Genomic DNA, 25,805 nt, shown 5'->3' with positions numbered 1-25,805 from the left:
TATCTAGTTTAATAAAACAAGTCGTGTTAACATCTTGGTTCGTATTATTTATATGTTTAGTAATTGTGGATCGTTCTATATTTTTCATAGCTTAACTATTCTCCTATCAATAAAAAAAGAATCATCCACTATTGTTTTTCTATTAATTAACTTATTGGATTTCTTCTATATGTTAAATTAAGTATAGTTTATAAATATTATCTTGTCAAGTGTTTTATACATTATTAAAACATTATTAAAACATTATTAAAACATTATTAATTAATGTATAAAAAAAGCCCCTCTAAGAAAACCTAGAGGGGCGGTGTAATTCAAAAAAACTAAAGTTTTTTCTAAGTGATTGCTCACATTATAATTATATGTGTTTTCACTAATTTTGTCAAGTTCTTTAAATTATAATTATATTATTTTAAATGTTTCATTAACATGAATGTAATTACTTAAAGTTTTTGCACCTAATTCTAATAGATATTCTTTAGCTCCTTTTTCTGTAAATCCTTTTTGTTGTAAAATTTCTATAGCACATTGTATTTCTATTGTCTCCCCTTCCCCAATTTTAATTTGACTCATTAAATCACCTCTTTTAATAAATTGTTTTTTCAAATTACATATTTATCATACATGAATATTGTTATATTGTCAAGTGTTTTATACATTATTAAAACATTATTTAATCATTGTTAAAACATTGTTATCTAATATTAAAAAGACCACTTGCCACCTCCTGAGATACCGTACTCTTGATGTTTATTTTCAAAGGAATATCCATAATAAATTCTGAAAATAAATTTTTTATAGGAATAACCTAAAGAGAGTAGGGGGGTTTGACTGGGGATCAAAAAAATAAATTCTGAATAAACAGAGTGATTAAATTGAAGATCTTTTTTTGGTATCTTTATAAGATGTTTTAACTCTCCAGCTTTAGAAACATTAAAAGAACTTTCTGCAAAAATTGTTTTTCTATTACTTTTAACTTCTAATATTTCTTCTGTAATTTTTTGTTTAGGATCAGTTGAGCTTATTTGTATTGTTGCTACTGGAAGAGTATTAACTTTATTTAAAAATATAAATATACTTATTCCTCCGACTATAAGACCTATACAAAAAGATGAAATTATCGCTTTCATATTAGGGAATAAGTTGTGAAATTAAACATTTTAAATAGATCCATTTTAACCTCTTTTTCTGTGAAACATTTTTATTTTTCGTGAGATATTGTGTTTTATAAATTGTTTCACGCTTGTAATTTACATTGTTTCACGACTTTTTTTGTCAAATATTTTTTAAACATTTTTTTTCGTGAAACATTTTTTGGTATCTTTATAAGATGTTTTAACTCTCAAATTGATAAGGAACATAAACTTTAGAAGAGGAGCAGTACAAAAATTCTTTAATACCATATTCTTCGATATTAATATGAATAAAATTCCTATCTTTGTAAGCAATGGCTTTGACTCCTTGTGGAAATTCATCTCTTAACCATTGCATAACTTTTTGATAATCTTTTTCTAAGATGATCATATCTCCAGCTTTTCCTTGCTTATGTATAGAATTCTTGACTCCACCGACGAGAGCATTAACTTCATCATTCCTAAAAGCACAAGTCAATTTTAAAGGTCTACCTAAGAATTCTCTTATTGGGTCAAGATATTTTTTTGCTAATAAGACAAGATTTTTTTGCTGTTCAAAATTGGGATGGTTTGGGATCTTTCGAGCTAAGGCTGTTTTGCTATGAGTTAATTCTTTTAATTCAAAATATTTACTTACTTTCATTTTTTATTCCTCCATATTATAAATTTCTATAATACAATTATCACAGATAATTTTATGATCATCGTCAACACTGTAACAACTTATTTCTTTATTGCAGTATTCGCATTTTTCCATTTTTATATCTTCCTACCCTGTAAATTTTGAATTTATTTTATCATTTTATTTCTTCTGTAAATAATGAATCTTGTATTTCTTCAAAATGATTTACTTTAATTTCAAGGGCTGTGTGTTTATCTTTATAGATATTCCTATGAGAACCTATAATTTCTAATGAATCTCCAAGCTTGATTTTACGATTTGTAACAAGTTTTCCTAACTCTTCTGCTTTATCGCCATAAATGGTGCAAGGGATATAAATATCTCTTTTGACTTTATCTTTAAAGAGTATTTCTTCATTAGCACTTGGTAGGGATAAAACAAAATAAAGTGATGCAAGCCCTGTTGTTCCGTACCTTAAGCAATCTAATTTTGCAATTTTACCTATTATTTTAACGGAGTCTTGAAATATATCTTTTACTGGAGTCATATTAAAACTCCTTTATTTTTTTCTATTTAGTATTTTACTAAGCCATTCTACTTTTTTATTAGGGCTTGCTATCGTTACGATTAACGATATTATGCTCGTACTAAGTGCTATTGCTAATGATATAATTCTTTCCCTATGGTCATCATATATGAAAACTACTCTATACGAGATAAGAAAAAATATAAAAATCATTCCTATAGATAGCCTATTAGTAAAATATGATAGGGGCTTTTCTTTATTCTTCATTTCATAAACTTTAAAATAATAGGCATAGCAAATCCAATTATAGCTAAAGCCCCAAGAGCTTTATTTATAAAATTATTACTGGTGTCTATTTTATCTCTAAGTTGTTTTAGATCTACTTCGAGATCATTGATTCTATTTTTATGAACGCTATCTCTCTCAAAGAGTTTAATAAAATTTGCATTCATTTTATGAAATTCCTTTATAACTTCTTTTAATTCTGAGCGTATATCTAAATTTTCCACCTGTTACCTCGTGCTATTTCTTTTTTGTTTCTGTATCAACTCTTCTCTTTTCTTCTGAAGAGCTAAATATTTTTCTTTTGTTGTTGGCTCTGCAGGTTGATTGATAGGCTCTTTTTGTTCTGTTTTAGGAATGATTTTTTTTTTACTCATCTTAAATCTCCTTGTGTATTCTATCTTGAATTAAGCTTTTTAAAGCCTCTTCTTCGATGGCTTTTATTTCACTCTCCACTATTTGAAGTTCTTTTGTAATAGTGATTTCCTCAAGATCAAGAGTAGGATATCGATCGGGATATTTTTCTTGTAGTTCTTCCTCTGTAAGATCACGAATTATCTCGCCGTCTAAGATTTGATCTTCTCCGAGAGTGATTAAATTCTCTGCGACTAATTCCGAGTTTGGTCGAAGTGTACCCATATCAGTATACTTATTGATATTTTGTCCTTTACTAAGATCATTGTTAAAAGGATAGTTTTTGTAATCTTCATTTTCTTTTAGATATTTATCTATATTTTGTTCTGTAGTATCTATCAATCTTGTAATCAAGTTTGTTTCTGTATTGTATAGTGCTTTCATATTTTATTTATCCTATTCTTTTCCAAATTTTCATAAGCATATTTATAGATCTATTTTCTGTTGATGTTCTTGCTTGTCTTGAGTTGTCTAAAGTAACTATTTCTCTTTGTCTAGGGGAAATGTTACTCTGTTCTTGTACACCATACTCAGTAATGTTAATGTTAGTATTAGTTAAAATACCACTAGATCCTAAAATTAATTTACCAACACCAGTTGCTCTAATAACAAACTCACCCGTCAATTTCTGCATAGAATCTAATTGAATACCTGTAGATGCATCACGATTCTCTGCAGATAGTCCACCCTCAGTACGGAAGAAAATACCTTTATCTGTAAAGATTTGTTCCCAGTCCCCACCAAACAAAGATCTTGGTGTTTCTGTGTCATCAAATAATCCTGTAGTTTCATCAGGATATTGGGTATAAGTGGAGTTTATGGGATGAATAAGATTTAAAAAAGTTTCTATTTTTTCTTTTGCAAGTGTTGTGAATTCATTTGCCTTATCAGTTGCAAGATCTGTAAAACCCTTTGTCTTGTCTTCTGCAAGTGTTGTGAATTCATTTGTCTTTTTTTCTGCAAGATCTGTTAAACCCTTTGTCTTTTCTTCTGTAAGATCTGTAAAACCCTTTGTCTTTTCTTCTGCAAGATCTGTTAAACTCTTTGTTTTTTCTTCTGCAAGTATTGTGAATTCATTTGTCTTTTCTTCTGCAAGATCTGTTAAACTCTTTGTTTTTTCTTCTGCAAGTGTTGTAAATTCATTTGTCTTATCAGTTGCAAGATTTGTAAAACCCTTTGTTTTTTCTTCTGCAAGTATTGTGAATTGTTCTCTAGCTAATAGCTTGTGTGATTCCATTTCTTCGAGACTTTCTATTTTTTTATCTTCAATAGCTTGTATTAAAGAGTTTTTTAAACTTTCTGCATTTGTAATCAAAGTATTGAGTTGAGTGAGCAAGTCTCCGATCTCTTCCTTGTAAGTTACAATTTGAGCTAAATCAATCTTGATTTGAGAAATATCTGCTTTTATGATTTCCTCATTTAAGATTGTTAATTTTTCCAATAAGTCTGTTGATACTGGGATAATGTTATTACGCAAATCGTCATACATTATTTGAGAATCCGACAGTTGGTCTATCAATGATTGTTGCATTCGTCTAAGGTCTGGAAGTACTTCGCTTGTAATGTTTTCAATCATTTCTGTAAGTTGGTTGACATCAGGGAGTAATGTTTGAAAAGCCTCTAAAGTTACAATTAATTCTTGTGCTTTCGTAACATAAATTACTACTTGCTCTACATCTTTTGTTAATTGCTCTGCATTGATATTCGTTTTTTCTGCAAGCTTTTCTATTTGTTGAAAAATATTGTTACACACTTCACTAGCATTAACAGATGTTTCACTAGCATTTAGTGACTGAATGCTTGCATTTGTCGCTTGCTCGCTTGCATTTGTCGCTTGCTCGCTTGCATTAGAAATGTTTTTTTGAATTTCCTGTAAATTATTAACAAGCTGAATAACTGATTTGAGATCTTCTTTTACATCATCTTGAATCTCTTTATTGTATTTCAAAGCCTCTTCACAAGCTAATTGATGTCCTAGCATGACTTCTCGAATTGCTTGCCACTCTGTGTTTGTGAATTTTTCTATTAGAATTTTTGCCTTTTCAAATTCTTGATTTGTAAGATTTTCAAAAATTTCGTTTAGTCTCTTATCTGTTAAGGTACTCCAAACTTCTAATGCTTGATTTCTGCAAGTTTCATCTCCATGATCCATATATTCTCCTTAAAGGGTTTCTATTGTTATTTGTGATCCTATTTGTTTTTCAAAAGTAATTTCAGAAAACATATCTTTACCCATAATCTCACTACAATTAACAAAATATTCGTCCATATTTTTAAATACTTTCCTTTCTTTGTTGTTAATAATAGCTTTCATTATTTTAGATTGACTGGTTATTTTTCTAATAATTCGTTTTTTATCTTGACTCCAAGAGAAAGAAAAAGTAGGGTTTGAGTCTTTCAAAAAATAAGCTATTTCTTCGTGTTTAATTTGATAATCTAAGGTAAAATTCAGCTCTTTACTTTTTGAAAATAGAGATAGTTCTCCAGTATTCAAGGATAATAAATAAATTTTATTGTCCTCTGTCTGTATCAAATAATAATTTTGTTTTTTCATTGCTAAAATAGGAGCTTCTTTTATCTTCCATTCATAGGTTTTTATGTTATTATCTCTTATACAGTAGATAATGTTTTCGCCGTATAAAAATAAAATATCTTTTCCTATAGATAGTACATCTGTATTTAGCTGTTTAGCCGACAAATATTGTTCTATTCCGTTTCCCGTCGAGACAGTTCTTAAAAAGCTTACTCCGTTTGTTGAGGCTATAAAAGTACCTCCAGAGGTTGCCTCTATCTCTTCAATATTAGAATCTGTACCTATAAAATCAAATTGATTTTGTTTATTAAAATTCTGTATATTTACAACTTGTCTATCTTCCTCGTAAACGATATAAATAAATTGTCCACCAAATGCGTATTTGTGTATTTTTTTAATAGGGGAGGGTGTTAAAGTGAATTCTACCGTTCCGTTTAATACATAAATTGATATATTCTTATTATAAAGAATATAATGGCTTTGCATTTCCCATTTTGTGATTTTATGTTCATCTAGTGCTTTATATATTATTGCTCTTTTTTCCTTATAATCTGACAATAAAGAATCATTCTTGACTGTTAAGTTGTGATAAGAATTAAAATAAATATTCCCCTGCATAAATTCTAAACTAATACTATTTTCTATGTTAATAGAGTCGTGTAAAAATTGCTCTTGTCCTCTTTGATAGTCAAATAAAATTGGCATTGCTATTTCTTTTAATACAGACTCTATCTCAAATTTATTATTTATATATTCAAGTATAGTTTTTTCTATGGGATAATTATAAGATGAAAGAATAAGCCTGTTTTTAAAGATCTTATTGTTATGAATATAATCTATCGTAGTTGCTACAGATGATATATTGGTAATTGCTTTTTTATAATCAATAATAATTTTTTCTTTTTTATCTTCTTCTTTTAGCTCCTCTTCAATCATTACTTTTTTTTTGTTAATATTGATAAGATTAAAGCTCTCTTTTTTAATATCCCAAACAGAAGAAACTGAAATTATTATTTTATGAGTGTTAATAATTTTAGTTCTGTATTCTGTACTGGTTAAGTTTTTGTAGTCAAATATCCATACCACCCTATCGTTATTCCCTACATATTCCTTTTTAATGCCTACACAATATGATGCTGAATAATAAAGAGTATCGTAGATAAATTCATCTATTTCTAGAATATATTCTATATAATTTACTATTTGATGATTTTCTATTTTAGAAATAGTATTAGATTCTTCTATTGATTTAACTTTATATTTATTTAATTTTAGTGTATGTTCTTTTGTAGTATATTTATTTTTGGTTTCCTTTTCTGTAGTTGCAGTTCCATTTTGTACAATATCAGTTTTAAGAAAGTTTATAGTATGATTTTCTAATTCTTTATTAATTTTATTTGTAAGAATTTCTTTATAAGAATCTACTATTTTACTATCTTTGTTGTCTTTTTGAAAAATTATTTCTTTTTCTTTTTTATAAATTAAAGCAAGTTTATCATCTAAAATCTGAGCCTCTAGTAGTTGATGAAAAAAAGTAATTTCATTTTTAATAGATAAAACTTGTCCTAAAATTTGATAATGTTTAATGATAGAATTATTAAATATTATAAACTCTATTCCTTGTTGAGCTTTTAAAAAAAATATTTTTTCACTAGTTAATTTTAGATCGAAGTTTATCTTTTCTTTTGCTTGTCCCTCTATGGAAGTATGACAAAAATAACTCTCTTCAAAATTAATTAAAAAAACTTCGCCCTTATTATTCAAATAACAAATTTCTTTTTCTGTTCCTAAATAAGAAATATTATTTTTTGTAATACTAGCAAAATAAGTTTTGTCCTCGTATAAATGAAATTTATGCGATTGTAAAACAATAGTATTTGTAATTAATTTATAAAGACTGTTATTTTTACTCTCAATAAAAATATTACCATTGTTTTCAAAATGCCTGTTGTATTGGTCGATAATAATATTCTCGTTATGGTCTGTTAAAATTTCTCCTGTGAGATAATATTTATTTCCTAGATATTCAAAAATACAATTTGATTCTACTAATTCTATGCCCTTGATCTGTCCTGTAGTTGTTCTAAAAGAATTTTCAAGGGTATAAATAGCCTCGTCTTTAAGATGATTGGTTTGTATATTTTTTAATGACAAATCAGTTTGCATTTGATAATTCCTTTGTTTTAATAAAATGATTATTAAACATTGTTTTATAAGTATCTTGAGCCGACTTTGATAAATCTTTATAAATACCTTTATTTTCTTGACTTGATAAAAGAGCAGCTGATTCAAGCAGCTCTTTATATTCTTTACTTTCTATCTCTTCTAAAAAGTCAGGGGTTGCATAACCCTGTTCTATAAGGTGTTTGTTAATATCTATATCATCAACGATAAGTTGTACTATAGGTCTATTGTACTTATCTCTTTTTGATCTTGTAATATTTTTGATTGTAATATTCTTTGTTGATTTTTTAATAATATTTTCAAGGGCTGTTTTTGAATTTTCAAAATGAAATTGATTATTATTTAATTCACTATAAATATTTAATGGGTGGTATTGATCTGTTTTTTCAGGAGCATTTATTCCTGCAAGCCGAACATACTCTACACTACCATTAGGCATTTTAACTTTTAAAGTATCTCCGTCTAAGGTTTCTAAAACTTCTACAGGAGTTTCTTTTTTCAAAAATTTTGAATTGTTATTTTTTATTTGTTCTATGAGATCAAGTGGGTTAGGGATAGACAAATCAATATTGTATTTGTCCTTTACTTCTTTTTGTATAAAAGCTTGTTCTTTTTTAAGTTTTGGCATTTCTCTACGAATTTCGCTTTGAATTTGTGTAGCTTCTATCATATCTTTTTTTAGTGATTCACTTTTTTTAAGATATTTTTGTTCGCCTGTTTGGTTGTATAATCTTATGTTTTCTTTTAATTCTTTTTTATAGAATGCTTTTTGCTCTCCTGCTTTTCTAATTGCAAATTGTCCCGATTTCTCAAGATCTCTATTAAAAGAAGAGCCTAAAAATAAATATCCTATGTTGTCAAAGGTTTCTCTAGCTCCTTGTTTTAAACCATAATCTTTGTAGGTGTCGAGTAAAAAATTTCCCTTACTATCTTTTAAAAAGTTGTTTAATACGGAGGCTAATCTTACTTGTGAAGTAATGGCTTTTATGACCCGTTTATCTAATTCTATACCAAAAAATGAATCCGTAGGATTGTATTTTGGTGCTATCTCTCGTCCTGTAGAAAAATTCGTATTTACTATAGATTCTATTAGTCCTTTAGCTGGTCCTAAATAGCCTTGTACAACATTAAGAAGTCCTGCAGGGGCTGATTCTGAACTAAATATTGTATCAGCAATATTGAACAAATCAAATTGTGAAAATTTTGATGTCAAGTTAAGTGTTTCACTTGCATTGAGTCTAAGTCCCATTTCATTATCTGTAAATGAATCCTCTACTAAAAATTTATCTTCATCAGCTTTTGAAGAATTTACCATTTTTAAAGGTATTGATGATCTTCCTGTACTTTTTGCAAATCTATTTAAGGTTTTGTTTGAATTAAAAAAGAAGAAAGAGGCAAAGGGCATAACTCCGTTTGATAGATCTCTTGCTACTTTTGTATTTTTACTAGGATCATAAAAGAAATCTGTTAATTCTTTTACTGATGTTTTTATATCTATTCCGTTTTTAAGATCTTCCAAACTAAAAGCAATACGAAAAACATCTTCTGCTATACTACCAAATTCAAAACCTTTTTCAACAATCTTATTATTACCTTTTAAAAATTCTTTAATTTTGTTTGTTGGGGTACTATCTAATTTTTTAAGAAAATCAAATTCACTTTCTGAATACTTACCTCCTGTTACTCCCTCAAGAATAAAATCGTCGATATGTACTGATTGACTCCCGTAAGGAGTATCAATTTTTATGTTTTTCCCTTTTAATAATTCCATGACTTCGCCCATACCTTTAAAAGCTTGTGGCTTTGCTATAAATAGATTGTTGGCATTATCTATAAAAGAGTTGGTGTGGTAGCTTAGGATAGGAGCTAATGACCACTTTTTCCATGCTTGAGTTAGTACGGTTGTACCTTTTCTCAAAATATTAGGGAGATCTTTTACTTCCTTATTTTTGTAATAAAATCTATCAATTTTATCAATTACGGCTTTTGGGTAGTAGGTATCTGTTTTTTTAATAATATTTGAAACATTTTTGAGAAGATCATTTGCTTTTTTTGAGTTCATTAATTTAGGTAATTCTTCTTTGATTTTCGTTAGATTAAAATGTTCTATTTGACTGTAGATTTCGGGACTTATTTTAGTTTTCAGTTTTTTTAAAATATTTTCAGCTGTGTCAAGTTCGGCAGAAGTACTTCTTAATTCTTCATGTCCTGTTAATACAGATCCTTTAACTTCGTGTTTTCCTCTGTATTTTTTAGTTCCGTTTTTAATAGTTGACATCTTAGCGTTTTTACTTGCTTTTCTTGTAGAATCAGCAATAAGATAACCTATATCTGTGTTTAAAGTTCCTATTCCTTTTTTTGTCAATTCTTGTTGTAATTCTAAAAAACTTTGGTTTTTTGTTGTTCTTCCTTTTGACATTTCCATTTTATGAATTTTGAAATTATCATCTTTTAGTTTTGTAAATTTTTCAATACTTTCTTTATTTGGATCTATTAAACGACGAGGTATATAGCCGACTTCTGTAACCTTTGCAAGGTTACCCATAAATGATGTTTCATTAATTTTATGTAAGGTTTTGAATTTATTATCTATCTCTTTTGCAAATGCTAAGCTCTCATCATTAAGAAAATTTTTGTTTCCTGTCTCAATAAATTCAATGATCTGATTATTAAAAGAATCTAACGGTATCTCATTCTTTTTAGCAAGCTCTTGAATTTTTCTAGTGGTTACTTGGTGTTCTCTCTTAATAAGGGTATCAACGCTATCACTTATTTTGGTTACTTCGTTGATAGAATCTGCATGAAAATAGTTAGCTATACCCTTGAGCGATGATTCTTGTATAGGTTCATTATTTAAGGCTGTCTCTAATTTTTGAATAATCTTTTTATAATCTTGAATAGCATATTTTGATTTAGCTACAGATAGCCCTGTCTTTTTTGAAATGGTTTTTGTTTGAGTTTCAGAAAGTTCTGTAACTCCTTTTTGAATTACTTCTTCTAAAGATTTTACAACTGGAGCATATATATTATAATCTGTTGTTAATTTCTTAATTTCATCGCTATAATTTCCCTCAATAATGTTTTTAATCTGTTTCTGTTGTTTTTTTAATTTTTTATCTGCCACAAGTTTAACATCATCATTAACAAAGGCTCTATGAAAAACATTTTGAGTATTTGGATCGTAAACATTTTCGGGAGTAATCAAATTAGGATTGTTTTTTAATTTAACTTTTTCAAGTACATATTCGTTAAGTTTTTGCGTTTTTACGCTTTTATCTCCTGTTACTAAAGAACGCCCTAAACCTGCCAGCTCTTCTGACTTTAAAATATTTTCAGCTGTATTAAGTTTTTTTAAAGCTTTTTTGTTAGCTCTAATAACTCCTTTTGTAGCCTTTGGAGTGTTAGCTTTTAACAGCACATCTTTTGTTTCAGTAACAACTTTAATAACATCTTCAATTTTTTTAAGGTCGTTAATATCCTTTAACTTACCAGCTCCATTAACAACTTTTAAAGCGTCATTAAGCTTTTCAACTTTAGAAATTGTCCCAACGCCTATCCATGTAGTAGGGTCTAAGACTACATCCACGCCGAACATTCCTACATGTTCCCACCACTCCATTTTTTCGTTGTTACTTTTTTTATGGTCGCCATACATCGCACTAAAATTATTATCTAAAAAAGCTCTGTCAAGATCTCCGTCAAGGAAATAATCAACTGCACTTGCTGTGATATTGTTACCTAATCCAAGAACTGTTAAAGCTCCTTTACCCAATGCAAGACCGATTTTATTTACACTTAAATCTAAAAAAGAATCCACTAAAGAAGTAGGGGTATTGATCTTATTTCCTTGACTGTTTAAAAAATTTTGTTGATTTAGGTATTCTTGATCTGTCATGTTTTACTCTTTATTAGTTTGTTTACATAATTACTATTATCGATAATTTTATTTACTAAAAAATCCAAACAGTCCTGTTTTCTTCTTAGGTTCTTTGTTTAATTGCATTTTTATTCTATTTTTATATTCTTGATCCATTGTAATACCTGCTTTTTCCATTTCTTCGAGAGTATTTAAAACTGTTTGTAATTCTTCTTTTGTCATATTTTCAGCTTGTTCAAAGCTAATATTATGAGATCCTTGTTTTTCTGTATCTATAAATAACTGTCTTATTTTTGGATCTGTAGAACCTTTACCAACTTCTATTTGAGCAGATAGCATATTAGCAAAAATATTGTTTGGATCTTCTTTTTTAGCGAGTGCCTCATTATAAATTCTTGCTATTTCTAAGTCTGCTTTTTCTTGAGGCGTTGGCTCTTTTTTGGTGTTCTTGTTTGTTGCTTTATTTTTTTCTTGTTGTAGCTTTAGTTGATGTTCTCTTTCTTCTTGTTCGTTATATAAATCTGCATTAGCTTTTGTCTGAGCTAGGTTTAATTCGTGAGCTCTTTGTTTAAGTAGTTGTTCTTTTTGGTCTTTTAGTTCGTATCTATTGGCAAAACCATTTAGTACTGAACCTAAACCATTAATTAAAGAATCTTCGAATGTTTTTATATTTTTTTGCATAATATGTCCTCTTATTTTTAGGGAATAAATCGGCTACCTATTGAAGCTCCTACTTCAAATAATTTTCCAAATGTACCTCTTTCGTCTTCGTAATTCTTGCTATTCAAAAAACTTAAATTACCAAGAGTGTTTTTCTGTTGTTGTTGAAATCCTGCGTTAGCCTGTGTGATTGCCTTTTGTTGTAAAGAAAGATCTGTATTAAATAACTGTCTTTGTTTTTCTGACTCTATCTTTGCTTGAGCATTCATACTAGTAGAAGAAACCCCACCCCCGCTCATAGTAGCTTGTGTTAAAGCGTTCGCAGATTTATTATTAAATCCACTCTCTATACTTCCTAATTTAGTGGTGTATTCTTTTCCTAAAGTATCTGATGTGAATTTTTGGGAGTTTTCATTAAAGGCGATTAGGTTGTCGACTATTCCGTCGCCTGCTTGTGAGTAGTTATTCATTTGCTTGTCTTTTTGTCTGTCTAGTTTATTATTTTTCTTTCTTGCCTTGATTCCGAAAAAATCCATTTTAGCCCTCTTTTATAGAATTAAATTTTGAGTTTCTAATTTGGTTGTAAGCTCTATCAAACTCTCTGTAATAGTGATTTGCTTGTTGTTGTTTTTGTTCTTCTGTGAATAATAAAAATAATATATTATAAATAATGGCATTCTCATGGAGAGAAATCAAACCCTCTGTATATTTGATATACTCAAAGTTTAATTCTCCATGAGATTCTTTAACTATTTCATAGTGAGCATAAACCCATATGACCTCACAAGGGGATGATACTTTTAAGTAGTTTCCGTTTTTTGTGATCTGAATATTTTTAGGACTGATAGAAATCGAAAAAAGACCGAAACAATATTTTTCATTTTTAATATGATTTTTAAATTTTATTGTCTCTGTTTGAATACAAAAATTTATAAAAGCTTGTTCAATAAGATCATTGATATATTCTATTGTATAAGCTCCATTACCCGAGTTATCATCGTGTAATTTATTATAAACTTTATTTCTTATCTTTATTCGATCTAACATTTTTCATCCTATTATACGAGCATTTTTTATCCTATTTTAGGAGTTCTAAATCGGGAAAATAAGCTTGTCCACATCCTGCTCTATTATAAGGAGCAATAAGAAAATAATAGATGATAGATACAACTTTCATAATTCTAGACAATCCGTCATTTTCAATCCCGTCTCCATCAACTGCTGTTAGGTGGTCTTCGTTGGTTCTAATTTGTAAAGAATCTAAGCCAAAGATCATACATCTATTAGTAAACTCAATTTTCGATCCCCAATCACCATAAGAGCATTCAATTAATTCAAGTCCCATATATTTATTATCTGTAAAATCAAAGCTTGATCTTTCAAATAAATGTTTGTTGTTCTCTTTCCATTCAATCATTGTATTGAATAAATTAGACCCTGCGAATATAACTGTAGCTTTTGTGTTACATTTGTTGATTGCTCTTATTAAGAGATTAAGTTGTACTAAACCAAGAGGAAAAACACCATTTTCTTTTATAGCAGATAATATAGCTTTATTTCCTTTAATTTCTGAAAATTGAGGTTGAAAAGCAGGGTATTTAGTCCCGTCTATTCCTGCAAAAATTCCTTGTTTTGACATTTCATAGAGACTAGGAATTGATGTATCTGAGTTTGTAGGTGCTGTTTGTTGCAAAGCAACTTCAACAGCTTTCATAGCTTTTCTAACTAGCCCTTTATATCCATTTCCTCCACCTTTTAAAAAGTTATCAGGATTTAGCTCTAAGGATTCCAACAGTCTTTTTATATCTTGTTTGGATCTTTTACCCGTACCATAAAAAGCTTTAGCAAAAGCCGAAAATTTTTCAGCTTCTAAATCTTCCTCTGCTGTGATAGGAGCTTTTCTCATAGGGTGTTGAGATCCTGTTCCTAGCTCCTTTAATATCTCGACACTTAAATGACCCTCTAGTTCAGTTTGTGCTAATCCAGTATCTATATTAGAAACCGAAAATACAGCGGGTAAAACTTCTAATTTGTCCATTGAGCTTGATATTAAAATTTCTGCTATTTTTGAATCTGTATTTATTCCTTTATTTGTTGTTGTTGTGGGCATTTCATCCTCCTTTATTTATTCTTTTTATTTTCTAAAAATTTGTGTATTCCTGCGTTTGGATTATTAATTTGACTGTTTTGTGTTGTAGGTAACTCTTCTTCTCTTGTCTGTTGACCTGCTCCTTTTTTTGCGATTACTTGTTTTATCGCCTCTTCTAAGCTTATTTTCTCCTCTGGTGCTTTTTCTTGGTTAGTTGCTTGCATGAGTTCAAGAGCCTCTTTAACAACTTCTTTACTATTGCTTTCTTCCAAAGTAGCAAAATTTTCGTCTTGATCTTCTGCGTTATAAATTTCTTGAATTTGATCGAGAACTGATTTTGCTATCTCTATAGTAATATCTATCATCTCATCTTGACGAAGAAACATTTGATACATGAGCATTGAGACTTTAGCAAAATTTATTAGTTCTGTATCTTGAGAATCAATTTTCTGTAGATATTCTTCTGTGTTTGCTTGTTGCGTTTTTACAAACTCTACTAAATCAACGCCTGCAGATACTTTCTCCATTTGTTGATTTTCTTCGTTAAGTTTCTCAACAAATCTATCAAGCCCCTTTAAAGACATTCCCTGTAAAGAGCTTTTCATATCTGAAATTTCTTTATCGATCTCAGCCCCTCGAGGATGGGTTGCTCCACTTACAAGATCAGCAACCTTTTGTTTTGATTGGTTTATTATGCTTTGTCCTACTTGCGACTTCATTGTTTGACCTCCTATTGTTGTTGTTATAAGGCTAATTGCTGTTCTTGTTGTGCTTTCATTTGATTTAAAGCTGATTTTCTTTTTTCTACGATTGTTTTAATTTTACGAATAAAACTTTCAGGGTCTGCCGACTGAGAGGCTATAGCCATTACTTGAGGCTGCAAGAATTCAAATACTAAATCTAACATTGTTTCTTCTGTAGCGTTGCCTAACATCGCCGTAATATTTTGCAATAATGTTATATATTGGGTATTATCAAAATTGTTATCGTGTTTTTTGATAATAATTTCTTTGGGGTTTATCATTTCGAATGATTTATCATTATAACTTTTTAAAGTAATAATGAGTTTTACAATACTTGTATATAAAATTATATAAGCGTCTTCATAGTCTCTTAGATTTATCATCATTGCCGACTTATGTTCTTTTACAAGTGATGTACTAGCCGATGTACTTGTACTAGTTCCCATTGTTAAGCCTGTTTGTCCTGTCATCTCATTTAAAGTATTTCTTGTCTCGTTCCGAGATCCCTCGAGAACATTTAAGGCAAGAGAATTATTTGACTCTAAAGGAAACATTTTATCATCAGCAGTCAATTTTATAGGCTCTCGTGTATCCAGTTTGTTTTGAATAATCTCAGGAGTTATATTGCCCGTGTAAGCATATAGAGGATCTGTAATTTTATCAAGGGTGTCTAATTTCATTTCTGAAATTTCGTTTAGTCTAATTTGTATATTTTCAAGGTCTTCAGCTCCTATTCCTGCTAAAATTGTAGAGTCTCTTCTTCCTGCTGTTCCTCCTATCTCTATTCGATGGGGGCTGTATTGAATAAAAGGGATTAGTTTATAATAATTTCTTTCTGATTTTATTATTTTGTAGTTGTTATCTAAAAAATAAATATGGTCTTCCGTCCAACATTTATAACTATTTCTATCAATTACAAATAATTCTCCTTGTAAATCTTCAAAATATACAATACTAAAAGGATCTCTACGCCTTATAATAAGCTTATTTTTTTTTGAAAAATAAACATGTAAAATTCCGTTGTTGGTAATAACTCCGTCTTGCATAGCAATTTTAATATCCTTATTAAAATTCAATAGAGTGTTTTTTGTAAAGAGTGTTAATACCTTGAGTTCGTTTAAAATGTCTGTATCTTCTGTCTCAAGACTTGGTGTTAAAAAAATATCTTTTATGATATTGACAAGTCTCTCAACTTGGATCTTCATATAAGGCATATAATTAATATTGAAATAGGTCTTATATAAACTTTTCCATTTTGGAAATGCGTTATTGTGTAGAGAAATCATAAGATTTATTGTTTCTTGCATGCTTATAATCCTCTTATTTTTCTATTTTTTTTATAACTTTTTTTTGTAGATGTAGTATTTAAACGATTAGCGATAAGCTCTCTTATCCCCTCTCTGTTGTAAAATAAAAACCATAAAGAGTCAATATCATCAAATTGATCTTTACCTTTTTTTATCCCTGCGTACTTATGAAGTGATTTTTTAAGTTCATCTATCCCCTCGCCCTCTTCTTCAATAACCATTTCTCCAGTAGAAAAAGCATGATTCATCTCCATTTTAGACCTTAAAATCGTGTTAGGATTTGAAGGGGTTGTATGAAAGTAAATATTTTTATGTATTTCTTCGGGAATTTCATTTGCCATAGCTAGTTCAAGAACTACTTTTTGCCACCCGTTATTTTCAGGAACATGTATACTATCAGGGTAAGTATTCGTATAGGCTATAAATTCATTTATACTATTGAAAGAAGAAACTTTTCTCTTAACAATAATTTCTTTTTCTGTAAAAAGAGCCTCTGTTATTACAGTTCCTTTTCTACCTTGCAAACTCATATCATAAGAAAAAACTTTATGATATATATTGAGTTCAAGCTGTTTTGTTTCTTCAGCTTTACGCATAGCTTTTGAGTGGTTTGTAAAAAATCCACCCTCGTTAAAAAATTCAGCTGTTAATGCGTATGTTTGCATATAAGATTTTGGTGTATCAATATAAGAATTTAAAACCTTTTGACCTTGTGTCTTAACAAAGTATCCCCATTCGGGCAAAGATTTTTCTTCAATAATAATCCCTCTTTCTATGATTTTCATTTTATATGAAAAGTCAATACAAGCTCTTATCATTGAAGAATATTTTTTAATTAATTCATCTTGTCCTATACAACTTATTTCTAAAACAGTTATTGAATTAAAAATAAGTTTTTCATATAAAAACCCAATTACTTTATCTTTTGTAGCTTCTGGAATATCTTCAGCTAGTTCAATAATTTTTATTGTTGATTCTAAAAGATGAGGGTCTACTAGACTCTCACTAAAAGAAATTTTTAATGTTAGCCAGCCGTTTCGTCGTTCTAATATTGAGACTGCTCCATTTTCCATATATGGGGTATTGATTGCTAATTGCTTACCAGTAGGAGAAAGCCTCTCATTTACTTTTGTATCTAATGCGTTAATAATATCATTCATAACAGATACTGTATCTAAGGTTTCTATATCATCTAAAATTATTTGTTCTACATGAGCACCCGTAAATTTTGACAAAATACCTTTTGCTTGCCCTGACGGGTCTCTTTGTTCGTTTCCTAAAAGTTTAAAATCTGAGGTATTATTTTGAGTAAATTTAATATTTTCACCTGTAATACTTTTGTATTTTTCAAGCATACTAACAATTTGATTTAACCTAGTTTGTGCTACTTTATCACTCTCACTAAGATACAAAATAGTATGATTTCTGCTCTGAATGTATTCGTGAACTTGTATTATATCTGTGATAAGGGTTGTTTTTGCATGTCCTACACAAGCTTGAATATTCAAGTTATATTGAGTATGATACTTACAATAAAACTTTAATATCTCTCTTTGATATTCTGGGATCTCTGGGATCTCTCCGCCTTTGATTACAATTAGCCCCATTCCTAAATAAATAAGTTTATTCAATGGATCTGATTCTTTATCATATAATTTTAAAAAATCTTTTCTTAACTGATTTGACTCGTTATTATTATGCCCCTTTTTTTCTTCTTGGGGAGGTTGCTCGGGTTCTTCCTCTTCTTCTTTAAGATCTTCTTTGTTATTAAGAAATTCATTTAATGCTTCTTTACTAATGCTCATAATGAATCCTTAAAATTGAAATAGAATTTTTAAAATACACGCATAAATATTAACTAATTTTTCATAATTATTCTCAGAAGAATCAAAATCAAAAATAGAGTCAAGATTCAAAATAAATTCTGAATATCTAACTACTGCTTGGGGGATCTCTTCAGCCGCTATGCTATTTAAATACCTCATCAATTTAGGTGTTAAATTGACTTGAACCTTATCTTGACGAAGTGAGTGAGATATCGTTTCAACTTTAATTGTTGGAAGTTTAAAAAAAACATCTTCAAAAAAATTGTAAAAACTTTTATCATTTTCAAAACAGATATTTTTTGTTTTTTTTCTTATGCTATGCAAAAAGATTCCCCACCGAAAAATATCACTAAAATTTGAGCCTAAGCTTGTGTTTTTACATTGTGTTTTAATCTTAATAGGAATATGAGTGTTAGCTGTACTTGTTTTATTGGTATGGTCTCCATTCTTCAATCCCATTCGATAACTCCGTTTTGTCTATAAAATTGAGTGATTAATTTAAAATAATCTTTATGAATCTCTTTGTTAATTCTATTATTGAATAGATCAGATTTTAATAAATCTTGAAAACTGTCTGCTGATTCTATACAAAATACAAATAATTTAATGTTAGTTGTAGATAGATAGAGACTATTAAATTTAATTAGCTTAGCAAAATTTTCAATAGAAAATCTATTTAATATAATTTTGTTTCCACTATTGAACTTATAATAAAAAACAACTTTTTTCGTTCGTTCCTTTTGAAAGAAAAATTTATACATTGTATTTCCTCTCAAAAATTAAAATAGGTTTTTCAACTTTCCTATTTTTATATATTTTAGAACAGATTTAAAAAGAAATCAAGTTACAATTCTTATTTTTCGGCTGTAAATATAATTTATTATATAAACAACAGCCCCCCCCCTCTTCAAGGTGGTCTCTTGTAAAGAGAAAAAAAAGTCAAAAAACCTTGTGTTTACAAACACGAGGAACAACCACCCCTTACTAGTATAATAAAGAAAACTTTTACCCCCCCCCTATGTTTGAGAGAATAGACGGACGACCCCCCCTCGGCTTTGCCGTGAGGGGACACTTACGCACTTATGCCCTTTCAACTGGTTTTTTTTACTAGAGAAGTTTTTTTACTGTCAAATAAAAGAGGTAGAGGGTAGCTTGGTTTTATTGCATAAAACCGAAAAAAACAACCTTACTAAAAAGCATAGTTTTTTGACTTTCTGAGGCTTGGAATACTCAGAATTTTCAATTTATTCTACAAAAAAAGGTTTTTTTTTATCGCTACCCACGGCGTAAGCCGTCCTTGTTTTTATATTTATAGATTATAGTTTATTTTACAGCGTTTTAAGAGAGTAAAAAAAATAGTATTATATCATAAAACTAAGTATATAAAAAATAAATACTTTAACACGCTTTTAAGCGATTTTTGGATACTAAAAAAGATATATTAAAGCGATTTTTGGATACTAAAAAAGATATATTAAAGCGATTTTTGGATACTTTTAAGTAGTTTTTGGATAGAAAAGTATAATATTAAAGCGATTTTTGGACACATTAAAGCGATTTTTGGACACATTAAAGCGATTTTTGGACTTGAATAATACAAAAATCGCTTAATTAACATTAAAGCGATTTTTGGACACTCTTCTATATTTACATAATAATAATGATTGAATAATGATTGAATAATGATTAAAACACTTGACAATATAGGTATAGCATAGTATAATATATATGTAATTTAGAAAAACATTTAGGAGTTTTACAATGAAATCAGTACAAATAAATAAGATCGTATCAAAATTTAATAGAGTTAATCGATCTAATAAAATTAAGATTATTTGTGATACTAAAAAAATACAAAAAAATTATTTTATTTATGAATTGAAATTGACCTATACAAATAAAATCGATACAATATCAACTTTTTATATTGAAAAAAAATCAGGGATCATTGAGCAACCTCTCCCAAGTAATGAATATGAAAAGTTATTTGTGAATCTAATCAATAATCAAGATAATAATGATACTTTAGATCTTCCTTTTTCTTATGATCATATCGAAATAAAGCAAATTCAAAAAATACACGATGAAAAAAAATTTTATATCTTTAGTACTCATAAAGAGACTTTTGATTATGTAACTTTATACTATAATTTAGAAAATAAAGGATACAAAGCTTTGTCTATATTTATAGATAAAGTAGGTATTGTAGAATTTTCTAAAACATATTCTAATATAGAAAAAAAGATTTTACAAAATACTGATATTATTAATAAATTAAAACAATATAATGAATTTATAGAAAAGTACACAGATGAGAAAAAGCCGTATGATTAAATTAATAATCATACGGCTTTTTATTTATATAAATGTTTTAATAATGATTGAATAATGTTTTAATAATGTATAAAACACTTGACAAGACAGATTTAATAAAGTATAATATATATATAACAGGAAATAGGATAAAAAAAAAGCATTATATAATACATAATGCTTTTTAAAATTCTCATAAGGAGGTAAATCATTATGAGAACGATCCTATTGCTTATAATGATGTTACTATTTGCAGTAGTAACTCATTAGCAGGGGGGCAGAAATGCCCCTCTTTTTTATACTTAATTATATAATAATATTTGTAAAAAGTCAATACCATTATTATATTTTTTAGTCATGGATTGAAAAATAAAAAGTTAGCCCCGAGATCTGTCATTATTTATATTTATTTATGTTAAAAGTTAGTATAGGTGTTAGTAGGCAAATTGTTAGTATAGCAACAATCGTATTAAAAGCTACTTTGTAACCATCTTCAAACCAATCAGCTTGTCTGCAGAACTCTAAAATATATACAGAACTAAAATATACTATAGCTATTTTCCCAATATGGACAATCATTTCTAAAATAATTAATAAATACTTTTTCATTATTAAGCCCCTCGTACTATTTATTTTGATTCTTGTTTTTTCTTAATATTTCTTGTTATTTCCAAACTCTCAGCCCCAAACCCTTTGTTACTTATTGTGTATCGTGGGTCTAATTCATTAATTCCCTCTATATATTTTATAAGGTGTACTCGTATTAAATTTACCACCATTTGCATTTCACTAAGAGAAGTTTTTAATTTTGCCTCATCTTCGAGAGGAAATTCTATTGCTATATTTTGCATGAGTTTAGATTCTATTATAGCAGGTGTCCAGTTTTCTCCAAAAACTAAAACTCTTTCGTTTTCTGACATTGCGTTAATAATTTCATATTGTTGCTCTTTGAATAGTTTGATCGCTTTATCTCTTTTTTCTTCTTTTTTAAGATTATTATTTATTGTTCTTTTTGTACGAACATTTTTATGATAGGTTGCTTCTAATTTGCTATCATTAGAGGCTTTACGAATTAAGGTATTAACTTGAATTGTCTTATTACCTGTAAGCATTCTAATTTCTGTAATACATTGACGAAAAGCATTAAGCATAGGTTCTAGTTTTCTTTTCTTTTTTGTACTCAATTCAATACCATAGGGACTGTTTAACATCATTTTTTCAAGACTTGTTCTAAGATTTGCCTCTGTTGATGTTATAGGTGTTATAAAACCCCCTACTTGATCTTTAATTTTGCTAAAATTTACAAATTCAGCTACAACAAATTGGGGTATTGTAATTAATAAAACTCTCATTTTTTTTAATGGAATCTCAGTATCTTCCCACTCTCGACCTACAAGTTGTGAGGGTATATATTTATCGAATTTTTCTTGTTCAGATAAAGCCTCTTCAAGTCTATCTTGCAAATCCTTTTCTGTATAGTTTTCTTGTAGCTCTACTTTTAATTCTTTTTTTAATTTTTCTGTTAATTTTTCTGTTTCTTTATGGTAATCATCTATGAAAATTTCGCCCAGCTCTGTTTTAATTTTATTACCTAAATCATTTTTATAATAGAGAATTAATTCTTCAGAATATTTAGAGGGGTGTAGATTAAAGTTTTCTGCTAATATAAAAGAGAACTTAAAAGATGAATCAAATTCTGTATTAATCAACGATCGTTTACCTAGCTTTTTGTAAAGAAAATCAACGACACTTGCAAAGTCGCTCGTAGCAATAGATATTTGCTCTAATTTAGATAGGGCTTTTTTTTCCCCCATAGAAGAACGCCCATAGGAAGAATTAGGGCTATTTGTTAATTCTTTTATTAGTTGTGCGTAGGCTGTATTTTTTTGTTTATCTTTAAAAATTAAAGTAAACATTAAATAGTCTAAGCCCTCATCTTTACCGTTTATAATTTCTACTTTGTTTGTTTTTGGATTTGTTACCTTTGTTGTTGTTGCTATTTCTGTACTAATTTTTTTAATATATAAGCCTTGTTCTGCCAACATATCATGTAAACCTTTTTCATGCAAGATAAAAAATTGATGTAATAAAAAAAGTACTTTCTCAAATTCATCTCGCACATTTGTTTTTTGAGTCAAAGCCTCTAGGAAGAGTGCTTTTTCTATTGAATCTACTTTATTTTCTACTTGTTCATGTTTAGCAATCATAGTAGCAATATCAGAGGGAGATTGTATTACTGTATTAGGAGCTATGTGTATCGTTCCCTCTTTCACATAGTGGTCTTTTTTATTAACAATTTTCTTTTCAAAATGATTTAAAATAAAATAAAAATTTGTATAAGCTTTATTGTTCGAACGAAAAATAGTATTAGCGAGCAATCTTTCAAGTTCTTTACTTTGAAAAATTTTTATAAATTCTCTACTCATAAAGACTTTTTCTATATTCTTAATAGCCATTATTCTATAATTTGTTACAACATTTTCGCCCTCATAAAATTCATTTAGTAGTTCTTGTATTCCTCTATCAATGTGGGCTTTTATCCATGAGTAAAAAGATTTTGGAGTATCTGAAATTTCAAAGAGAATATTTTTAATACCTAGTTTTTGAAAAAATGTTTCTGCATTATCATTAAATTCGGGTATGGAACTATCAAAGATAATTCCTTTTCTTGTTAAAAATTCTAAAGCATTGTTAGTTTTCTTCATTTTGTTTCCCTGTTTTTGCTAAATTTTCAAGATATTCTCGAGAGTAAGAGATTTCTTCTGTAGCATTGTTCTTACTTGGGGTGTTATTAAATTCTGAAGTCATTAACTGCATAACTTCTATAATTTCATCGGGTTTATTTAAGAGCATTGTTTTAGCTGTAAAGCTTTTAATAGATCCTTTTGACCCTGTTTTTAACATATCATCATAACTATTGAGTGCTGAGACTGTTTTTTCTTTCTTTATTTGATCGTATAAAAAAATAAGCAATTCATTATTTGAATAGTTTTTTCTTGCTCTCATCTCTTCAATATCTTTAGGTATCTGAAATAAACCTTGATCTATTGTATAAAGCTCTTCGCCTTTTGCAATCCAATTTCTTATTGTATCGTCTGTAATATCTAATAGAACACAATACATCTTTCGAGGATGAAAAGCTTTTTCATGTTCGATAATTTTTTCTACTAAGTCAATAGTAATTTTCATTTATTTACCTCAAGAATTTCTTTATACATTTGAAAAGACAAATTGATTAAATAATTAAAAGCTTTATTTGTTCTCATATCGTTATCTCTACAAAAATTCACGAAATCATTTATAACTTGTTGGTCATATTCAGAATATGAAAGAATAAATTTAACATTTTTAGCTCTTAACTGTCTTCTTAATAGCGTGTCTAAAGATATTTCTTTATTTAATGCCTCTTTAAAAACATAGTGCATTTGAATATTATCTTTATTCTTTAGAAGAGCTATTTCAAGTAAAACAATTACAGCTCTTGTATATTTACCTGCATAGACTTTGTCTGCAATTTCAAGAATAAAAGCTTGTAACTCTGCATTTGCCTGTCCAAAATTTTTATTGATCTGAGTTTTCTTATTTACACTAGATAAATACCCGTGTTTCTGTAAAGCAGATTCTAATAAATGCTCTTGTGCTTTTGCTATATCATTATTAAAATAATCTCTAGCAAATTTAATAAGACTTTCAGAAAGATTTTCATTGTTTTCTAACATAATTACTTCTTATTATTTTTATTTTCTAATTTCTCGGATTGCTCTAATCCTAATTGCAAGAGATAAATTATACTCCCAATTAATGTATCACTATTTTTTTTTTGATATATTTTTACTTTTTCTAAAATATCAAATTGCCTTTGTGTAGTAATAGCAAAAGTTAATGGAGCTTTGAAACCTAAATGTTTTCCTTTTGTAGGTATCATTTTTATTCCTAATAAATTGCTGTAATAAGCCTCGTCTTTAACGGTAATGTTTGGCTTATAATTTGTTATCGGTGTATTTATAATAGGTACTGGAGATATTTTTGCCTCTTCTGTACTTCCTATTAGTTGACTTAATCTATTTGAAGATGCTTGTTCTTGTGGGGTGATTTGCTTTTTCATGTATTATCCTTTTGCCTTTATAATAACATTGACAATGTTTTTAATATCTGCATATATCTTTGTTTTATTTGGGTGCATTCCATCGATTATAATATCGTCAAAAGGCGTTTGATTGAGTAATTGAAAAGTTTGAATTTTAGCGTCTGTTTGGATTATTAAAGTCTTGTTGTTCTTTTCAACTTCTTCTTTAATTTGATTTCCTACTTTTTTTCTAAAGTCCATATTATTAATAATAACAAAATTATTAACGATGTCTCTCTCTGCTATTTGGCTTGCTGTTTTTAGCATAGTAAATTGATCGCTCATACATTCTAAAGATAGTATGTCAGGTAAAATAACAAGATATAATTCATTTAAAAAACAATACATCGCTTTTTCTAAAATACTCCATGCTCCCGCAAAGTCTATTAAAACAAAATCAAATCCTTTTTCTTCTAAAATAGGAGCAAGATTTCTATAGATATATTTCGGATCTCCACTCAATAACATTTCAACTTGTCTTAATTCTTCATCACTTGCTGTAGGTAATAAAAAAAGATTCTCTCGAACTTCTATTACAACATCATCAAAAGTAGTAGTATCCCTTTTATTATTAAAAGAGTATATTAATTCTTTAAAAGTATTTGTAAAAGGTTTGTTAAACAACGATGTTAAAGACCCCTGTGGGTCAACATCAATCAATAAAACCTTATAACCTAAAGTAGCAAGACAATGAGCTATCATCATTGTTAAAGTAGATTTCCCTACCCCTCCCTTTTGATTAGAAAAACTTAAACAATTCAACATCTTTAGCTCCTTTATTTTTTTGTATTTCTTTTTCTAAAAGATCTTTTTTAATATTTTCAATTTCATTTTCAAGAACAGTATAAGGCAATGTTTTTAAAGCTATGTATTGTTTAAGTATTTTTTTATAGTGAATATCAGATACAATCCAATAATTATATCTTGAATGAAGTAAAACAAAACAATTCTTTAGATAAGGGTAAATATTATCTAATTTATATTGCATTCTACTTTTTCCTGTTCGTATAACTACTAAATAAAAAATACTTTTATCTAGTTTAATAAAACAAGTCGTGTTAACATCTTGGTTCGTATTATTTATATGTTTAGTAATTGTGGATCGTTCTATATTTTTCATAGCTTAACTATTCTCCTATCAATAAAAAAAGAATCATCCACTATTGTTTTTCT

At 28.5% G+C, this 25,805-nt stretch carries 27 protein-coding genes; 1 reads left to right on the top strand and 26 read right to left on the bottom strand.

Going from position 1 to position 25,805, the window contains the following annotated elements:
• Positions 1-399: 399 nt before the first annotated feature.
• The 19 genes from KFW21_07150 to KFW21_07060 form a co-directional block, all read right to left on the bottom strand.
• Complete coding sequence (locus KFW21_07150; GenBank protein MDK2819205.1) at positions 400-570, bottom strand: hypothetical protein; 171 nt, start codon at positions 568-570, stop codon at positions 400-402.
• Positions 571-701: 131 nt separating this feature from the next.
• Positions 702-1,127, bottom strand: a complete 426-nt coding sequence (locus KFW21_07145; protein ID MDK2819204.1) for a hypothetical protein — start codon at positions 1,125-1,127, stop codon at positions 702-704.
• Between the two features lie 205 nt (positions 1,128-1,332).
• On the bottom strand, positions 1,333-1,773 hold the full coding sequence (locus KFW21_07140) for a hypothetical protein (protein ID MDK2819203.1): 441 nt from the start codon (positions 1,771-1,773) through the stop codon (positions 1,333-1,335).
• Positions 1,774-1,927: 154 nt separating this feature from the next.
• A complete protein-coding gene (locus KFW21_07135; protein MDK2819202.1) occupies positions 1,928-2,299 on the bottom strand; it encodes a hypothetical protein in 372 nt (123 codons plus the stop codon).
• Positions 2,300-2,541: 242 nt separating this feature from the next.
• Positions 2,542-2,787 (bottom strand): hypothetical protein, encoded by a 246-nt coding sequence (locus tag KFW21_07130; GenBank protein MDK2819201.1) that lies wholly within the window; start codon positions 2,785-2,787, stop codon positions 2,542-2,544.
• 3 nt (positions 2,788-2,790) lie between these two features.
• The gene (locus KFW21_07125; protein MDK2819200.1) at positions 2,791-2,937 is read right to left on the bottom strand and encodes a hypothetical protein; all 147 of its coding nucleotides are present in this window, start codon (positions 2,935-2,937) and stop codon (positions 2,791-2,793) included.
• A gap of 1 nt (position 2,938) precedes the next feature.
• Complete coding sequence (locus tag KFW21_07120) at positions 2,939-3,358, bottom strand: hypothetical protein (protein ID MDK2819199.1); 420 nt, start codon at positions 3,356-3,358, stop codon at positions 2,939-2,941.
• Positions 3,359-3,365: 7 nt separating this feature from the next.
• Positions 3,366-5,126, bottom strand: a complete 1,761-nt coding sequence (locus tag KFW21_07115; GenBank protein MDK2819198.1) for a hypothetical protein — start codon at positions 5,124-5,126, stop codon at positions 3,366-3,368.
• Positions 5,127-5,135: 9 nt separating this feature from the next.
• Positions 5,136-7,673: a hypothetical protein gene (locus KFW21_07110; GenBank protein MDK2819197.1), complete on the bottom strand. Its 2,538-nt coding sequence runs from the start codon at positions 7,671-7,673 to the stop codon at positions 5,136-5,138.
• Complete coding sequence (locus KFW21_07105; GenBank protein ID MDK2819196.1) at positions 7,663-11,586, bottom strand: thermonuclease family protein; 3,924 nt, start codon at positions 11,584-11,586, stop codon at positions 7,663-7,665. Before KFW21_07105 ends, KFW21_07110 begins: the two co-directional genes overlap by 11 nt.
• Before the next feature lie 48 nt (positions 11,587-11,634).
• Complete coding sequence (locus KFW21_07100) at positions 11,635-12,249, bottom strand: hypothetical protein (protein ID MDK2819195.1); 615 nt, start codon at positions 12,247-12,249, stop codon at positions 11,635-11,637.
• Positions 12,250-12,266: 17 nt separating this feature from the next.
• The gene (locus KFW21_07095) at positions 12,267-12,764 is read right to left on the bottom strand and encodes a hypothetical protein (protein MDK2819194.1); all 498 of its coding nucleotides are present in this window, start codon (positions 12,762-12,764) and stop codon (positions 12,267-12,269) included.
• Position 12,765: 1 nt separating this feature from the next.
• On the bottom strand, positions 12,766-13,275 hold the full coding sequence (locus tag KFW21_07090) for a hypothetical protein (GenBank protein ID MDK2819193.1): 510 nt from the start codon (positions 13,273-13,275) through the stop codon (positions 12,766-12,768).
• 31 nt (positions 13,276-13,306) lie between these two features.
• Positions 13,307-14,338, bottom strand: a complete 1,032-nt coding sequence (locus KFW21_07085) for a hypothetical protein (protein MDK2819192.1) — start codon at positions 14,336-14,338, stop codon at positions 13,307-13,309.
• Between the two features lie 11 nt (positions 14,339-14,349).
• Positions 14,350-15,036 carry a hypothetical protein gene (locus KFW21_07080; protein ID MDK2819191.1) on the bottom strand — a complete coding sequence of 229 codons (687 nt, stop codon included), beginning with the start codon at positions 15,034-15,036 and terminating at the stop codon, positions 14,350-14,352.
• A 23-nt stretch (positions 15,037-15,059) separates the two neighbouring features.
• Positions 15,060-16,367: a hypothetical protein gene (locus KFW21_07075; protein ID MDK2819190.1), complete on the bottom strand. Its 1,308-nt coding sequence runs from the start codon at positions 16,365-16,367 to the stop codon at positions 15,060-15,062.
• Positions 16,368-16,369: 2 nt separating this feature from the next.
• On the bottom strand, positions 16,370-18,172 hold the full coding sequence (locus KFW21_07070; protein ID MDK2819189.1) for a hypothetical protein: 1,803 nt from the start codon (positions 18,170-18,172) through the stop codon (positions 16,370-16,372).
• Between the two features lie 9 nt (positions 18,173-18,181).
• Positions 18,182-18,652, bottom strand: coding sequence for a hypothetical protein (locus KFW21_07065; GenBank protein ID MDK2819188.1), 471 nt, complete (start codon positions 18,650-18,652; stop codon positions 18,182-18,184).
• Entirely contained in the window at positions 18,643-18,954 is a 312-nt protein-coding gene (locus KFW21_07060; GenBank protein ID MDK2819187.1) for a hypothetical protein, read from the bottom strand. The genes KFW21_07065 and KFW21_07060 overlap by 10 nt, the downstream gene beginning before the upstream one ends.
• A 1,000-nt stretch (positions 18,955-19,954) precedes the next feature.
• Between KFW21_07060 and KFW21_07055 the strand changes: the two genes are divergently transcribed.
• On the top strand, positions 19,955-20,527 hold the full coding sequence (locus KFW21_07055) for a hypothetical protein (GenBank protein MDK2819186.1): 573 nt from the start codon (positions 19,955-19,957) through the stop codon (positions 20,525-20,527).
• 375 nt (positions 20,528-20,902) lie between these two features.
• Here KFW21_07055 and KFW21_07050 read toward each other — a convergent pair whose 3' ends face one another.
• Genes KFW21_07050 through KFW21_07020 form a run of 7 tightly spaced genes read right to left on the bottom strand, consistent with a single transcriptional unit; the run spans position 20,903 to position 25,752 of the window.
• Complete coding sequence (locus KFW21_07050; protein MDK2819185.1) at positions 20,903-21,115, bottom strand: hypothetical protein; 213 nt, start codon at positions 21,113-21,115, stop codon at positions 20,903-20,905.
• A gap of 20 nt (positions 21,116-21,135) precedes the next feature.
• Positions 21,136-23,211: a hypothetical protein gene (locus KFW21_07045; GenBank protein MDK2819184.1), complete on the bottom strand. Its 2,076-nt coding sequence runs from the start codon at positions 23,209-23,211 to the stop codon at positions 21,136-21,138.
• On the bottom strand, positions 23,198-23,695 hold the full coding sequence (locus tag KFW21_07040; GenBank protein MDK2819183.1) for a hypothetical protein: 498 nt from the start codon (positions 23,693-23,695) through the stop codon (positions 23,198-23,200). Before KFW21_07040 ends, KFW21_07045 begins: the two co-directional genes overlap by 14 nt.
• Entirely contained in the window at positions 23,692-24,225 is a 534-nt protein-coding gene (locus KFW21_07035; GenBank protein MDK2819182.1) for a hypothetical protein, read from the bottom strand. The genes KFW21_07040 and KFW21_07035 overlap by 4 nt, the downstream gene beginning before the upstream one ends.
• 2 nt (positions 24,226-24,227) lie before the next feature.
• Positions 24,228-24,611: a hypothetical protein gene (locus KFW21_07030; protein MDK2819181.1), complete on the bottom strand. Its 384-nt coding sequence runs from the start codon at positions 24,609-24,611 to the stop codon at positions 24,228-24,230.
• A 3-nt stretch (positions 24,612-24,614) separates the two neighbouring features.
• Positions 24,615-25,397 (bottom strand): ParA family protein, encoded by a 783-nt coding sequence (locus tag KFW21_07025; protein MDK2819180.1) that lies wholly within the window; start codon positions 25,395-25,397, stop codon positions 24,615-24,617.
• Entirely contained in the window at positions 25,372-25,752 is a 381-nt protein-coding gene (locus tag KFW21_07020; GenBank protein MDK2819179.1) for a hypothetical protein, read from the bottom strand. Before KFW21_07020 ends, KFW21_07025 begins: the two co-directional genes overlap by 26 nt.
• Between the last annotated feature and the right edge of the window lie 53 nt (positions 25,753-25,805).

Source organism: Spirochaetota bacterium (genome assembly GCA_030154445.1).
Taxonomy (GTDB): domain Bacteria; phylum Spirochaetota; class Brevinematia; order Brevinematales; family Brevinemataceae; genus Brevinema_A.
This window is presented reverse-complemented; position numbering and strand designations above follow the sequence as displayed.

Excerpts from the sequence above, each read along its gene's own strand:
- KFW21_07150 (MDK2819205.1), bottom strand. The coding sequence starts at position 570 with ATGAGTCAAATTAAAATTGGGGAAGGGGAGACAATAGAAATACAATGT.
- KFW21_07145 (MDK2819204.1), bottom strand. The coding sequence starts at position 1,127 with ATGAAAGCGATAATTTCATCTTTTTGTATAGGTCTTATAGTCGGAGGA.
- KFW21_07140 (MDK2819203.1), bottom strand. The coding sequence starts at position 1,773 with ATGAAAGTAAGTAAATATTTTGAATTAAAAGAATTAACTCATAGCAAA.
- KFW21_07135 (MDK2819202.1), bottom strand. The coding sequence starts at position 2,299 with ATGACTCCAGTAAAAGATATATTTCAAGACTCCGTTAAAATAATAGGT.
- KFW21_07125 (MDK2819200.1), bottom strand. The coding sequence starts at position 2,937 with ATGAGTAAAAAAAAAATCATTCCTAAAACAGAACAAAAAGAGCCTATC.
- KFW21_07120 (MDK2819199.1), bottom strand. The coding sequence starts at position 3,358 with ATGAAAGCACTATACAATACAGAAACAAACTTGATTACAAGATTGATA.
- KFW21_07115 (MDK2819198.1), bottom strand. The coding sequence starts at position 5,126 with ATGGATCATGGAGATGAAACTTGCAGAAATCAAGCATTAGAAGTTTGG.
- KFW21_07110 (MDK2819197.1), bottom strand. The coding sequence starts at position 7,673 with ATGCAAACTGATTTGTCATTAAAAAATATACAAACCAATCATCTTAAA.
- KFW21_07105 (MDK2819196.1), bottom strand. The coding sequence starts at position 11,586 with ATGACAGATCAAGAATACCTAAATCAACAAAATTTTTTAAACAGTCAA.
- KFW21_07100 (MDK2819195.1), bottom strand. The coding sequence starts at position 12,249 with ATGCAAAAAAATATAAAAACATTCGAAGATTCTTTAATTAATGGTTTA.
- KFW21_07095 (MDK2819194.1), bottom strand. The coding sequence starts at position 12,764 with ATGGATTTTTTCGGAATCAAGGCAAGAAAGAAAAATAATAAACTAGAC.
- KFW21_07090 (MDK2819193.1), bottom strand. The coding sequence starts at position 13,275 with ATGTTAGATCGAATAAAGATAAGAAATAAAGTTTATAATAAATTACAC.
- KFW21_07085 (MDK2819192.1), bottom strand. The coding sequence starts at position 14,338 with ATGCCCACAACAACAACAAATAAAGGAATAAATACAGATTCAAAAATA.
- KFW21_07080 (MDK2819191.1), bottom strand. The coding sequence starts at position 15,036 with ATGAAGTCGCAAGTAGGACAAAGCATAATAAACCAATCAAAACAAAAG.
- KFW21_07075 (MDK2819190.1), bottom strand. The coding sequence starts at position 16,367 with ATGCAAGAAACAATAAATCTTATGATTTCTCTACACAATAACGCATTT.
- KFW21_07070 (MDK2819189.1), bottom strand. The coding sequence starts at position 18,172 with ATGAGCATTAGTAAAGAAGCATTAAATGAATTTCTTAATAACAAAGAA.
- KFW21_07065 (MDK2819188.1), bottom strand. The coding sequence starts at position 18,652 with ATGGGATTGAAGAATGGAGACCATACCAATAAAACAAGTACAGCTAAC.
- KFW21_07060 (MDK2819187.1), bottom strand. The coding sequence starts at position 18,954 with ATGTATAAATTTTTCTTTCAAAAGGAACGAACGAAAAAAGTTGTTTTT.
- KFW21_07055 (MDK2819186.1), top strand. The coding sequence starts at position 19,955 with ATGAAATCAGTACAAATAAATAAGATCGTATCAAAATTTAATAGAGTT.
- KFW21_07050 (MDK2819185.1), bottom strand. The coding sequence starts at position 21,115 with ATGAAAAAGTATTTATTAATTATTTTAGAAATGATTGTCCATATTGGG.
- KFW21_07045 (MDK2819184.1), bottom strand. The coding sequence starts at position 23,211 with ATGAAGAAAACTAACAATGCTTTAGAATTTTTAACAAGAAAAGGAATT.
- KFW21_07040 (MDK2819183.1), bottom strand. The coding sequence starts at position 23,695 with ATGAAAATTACTATTGACTTAGTAGAAAAAATTATCGAACATGAAAAA.
- KFW21_07035 (MDK2819182.1), bottom strand. The coding sequence starts at position 24,225 with ATGTTAGAAAACAATGAAAATCTTTCTGAAAGTCTTATTAAATTTGCT.
- KFW21_07030 (MDK2819181.1), bottom strand. The coding sequence starts at position 24,611 with ATGAAAAAGCAAATCACCCCACAAGAACAAGCATCTTCAAATAGATTA.
- KFW21_07025 (MDK2819180.1), bottom strand. The coding sequence starts at position 25,397 with ATGTTGAATTGTTTAAGTTTTTCTAATCAAAAGGGAGGGGTAGGGAAA.
- KFW21_07020 (MDK2819179.1), bottom strand. The coding sequence starts at position 25,752 with ATGAAAAATATAGAACGATCCACAATTACTAAACATATAAATAATACG.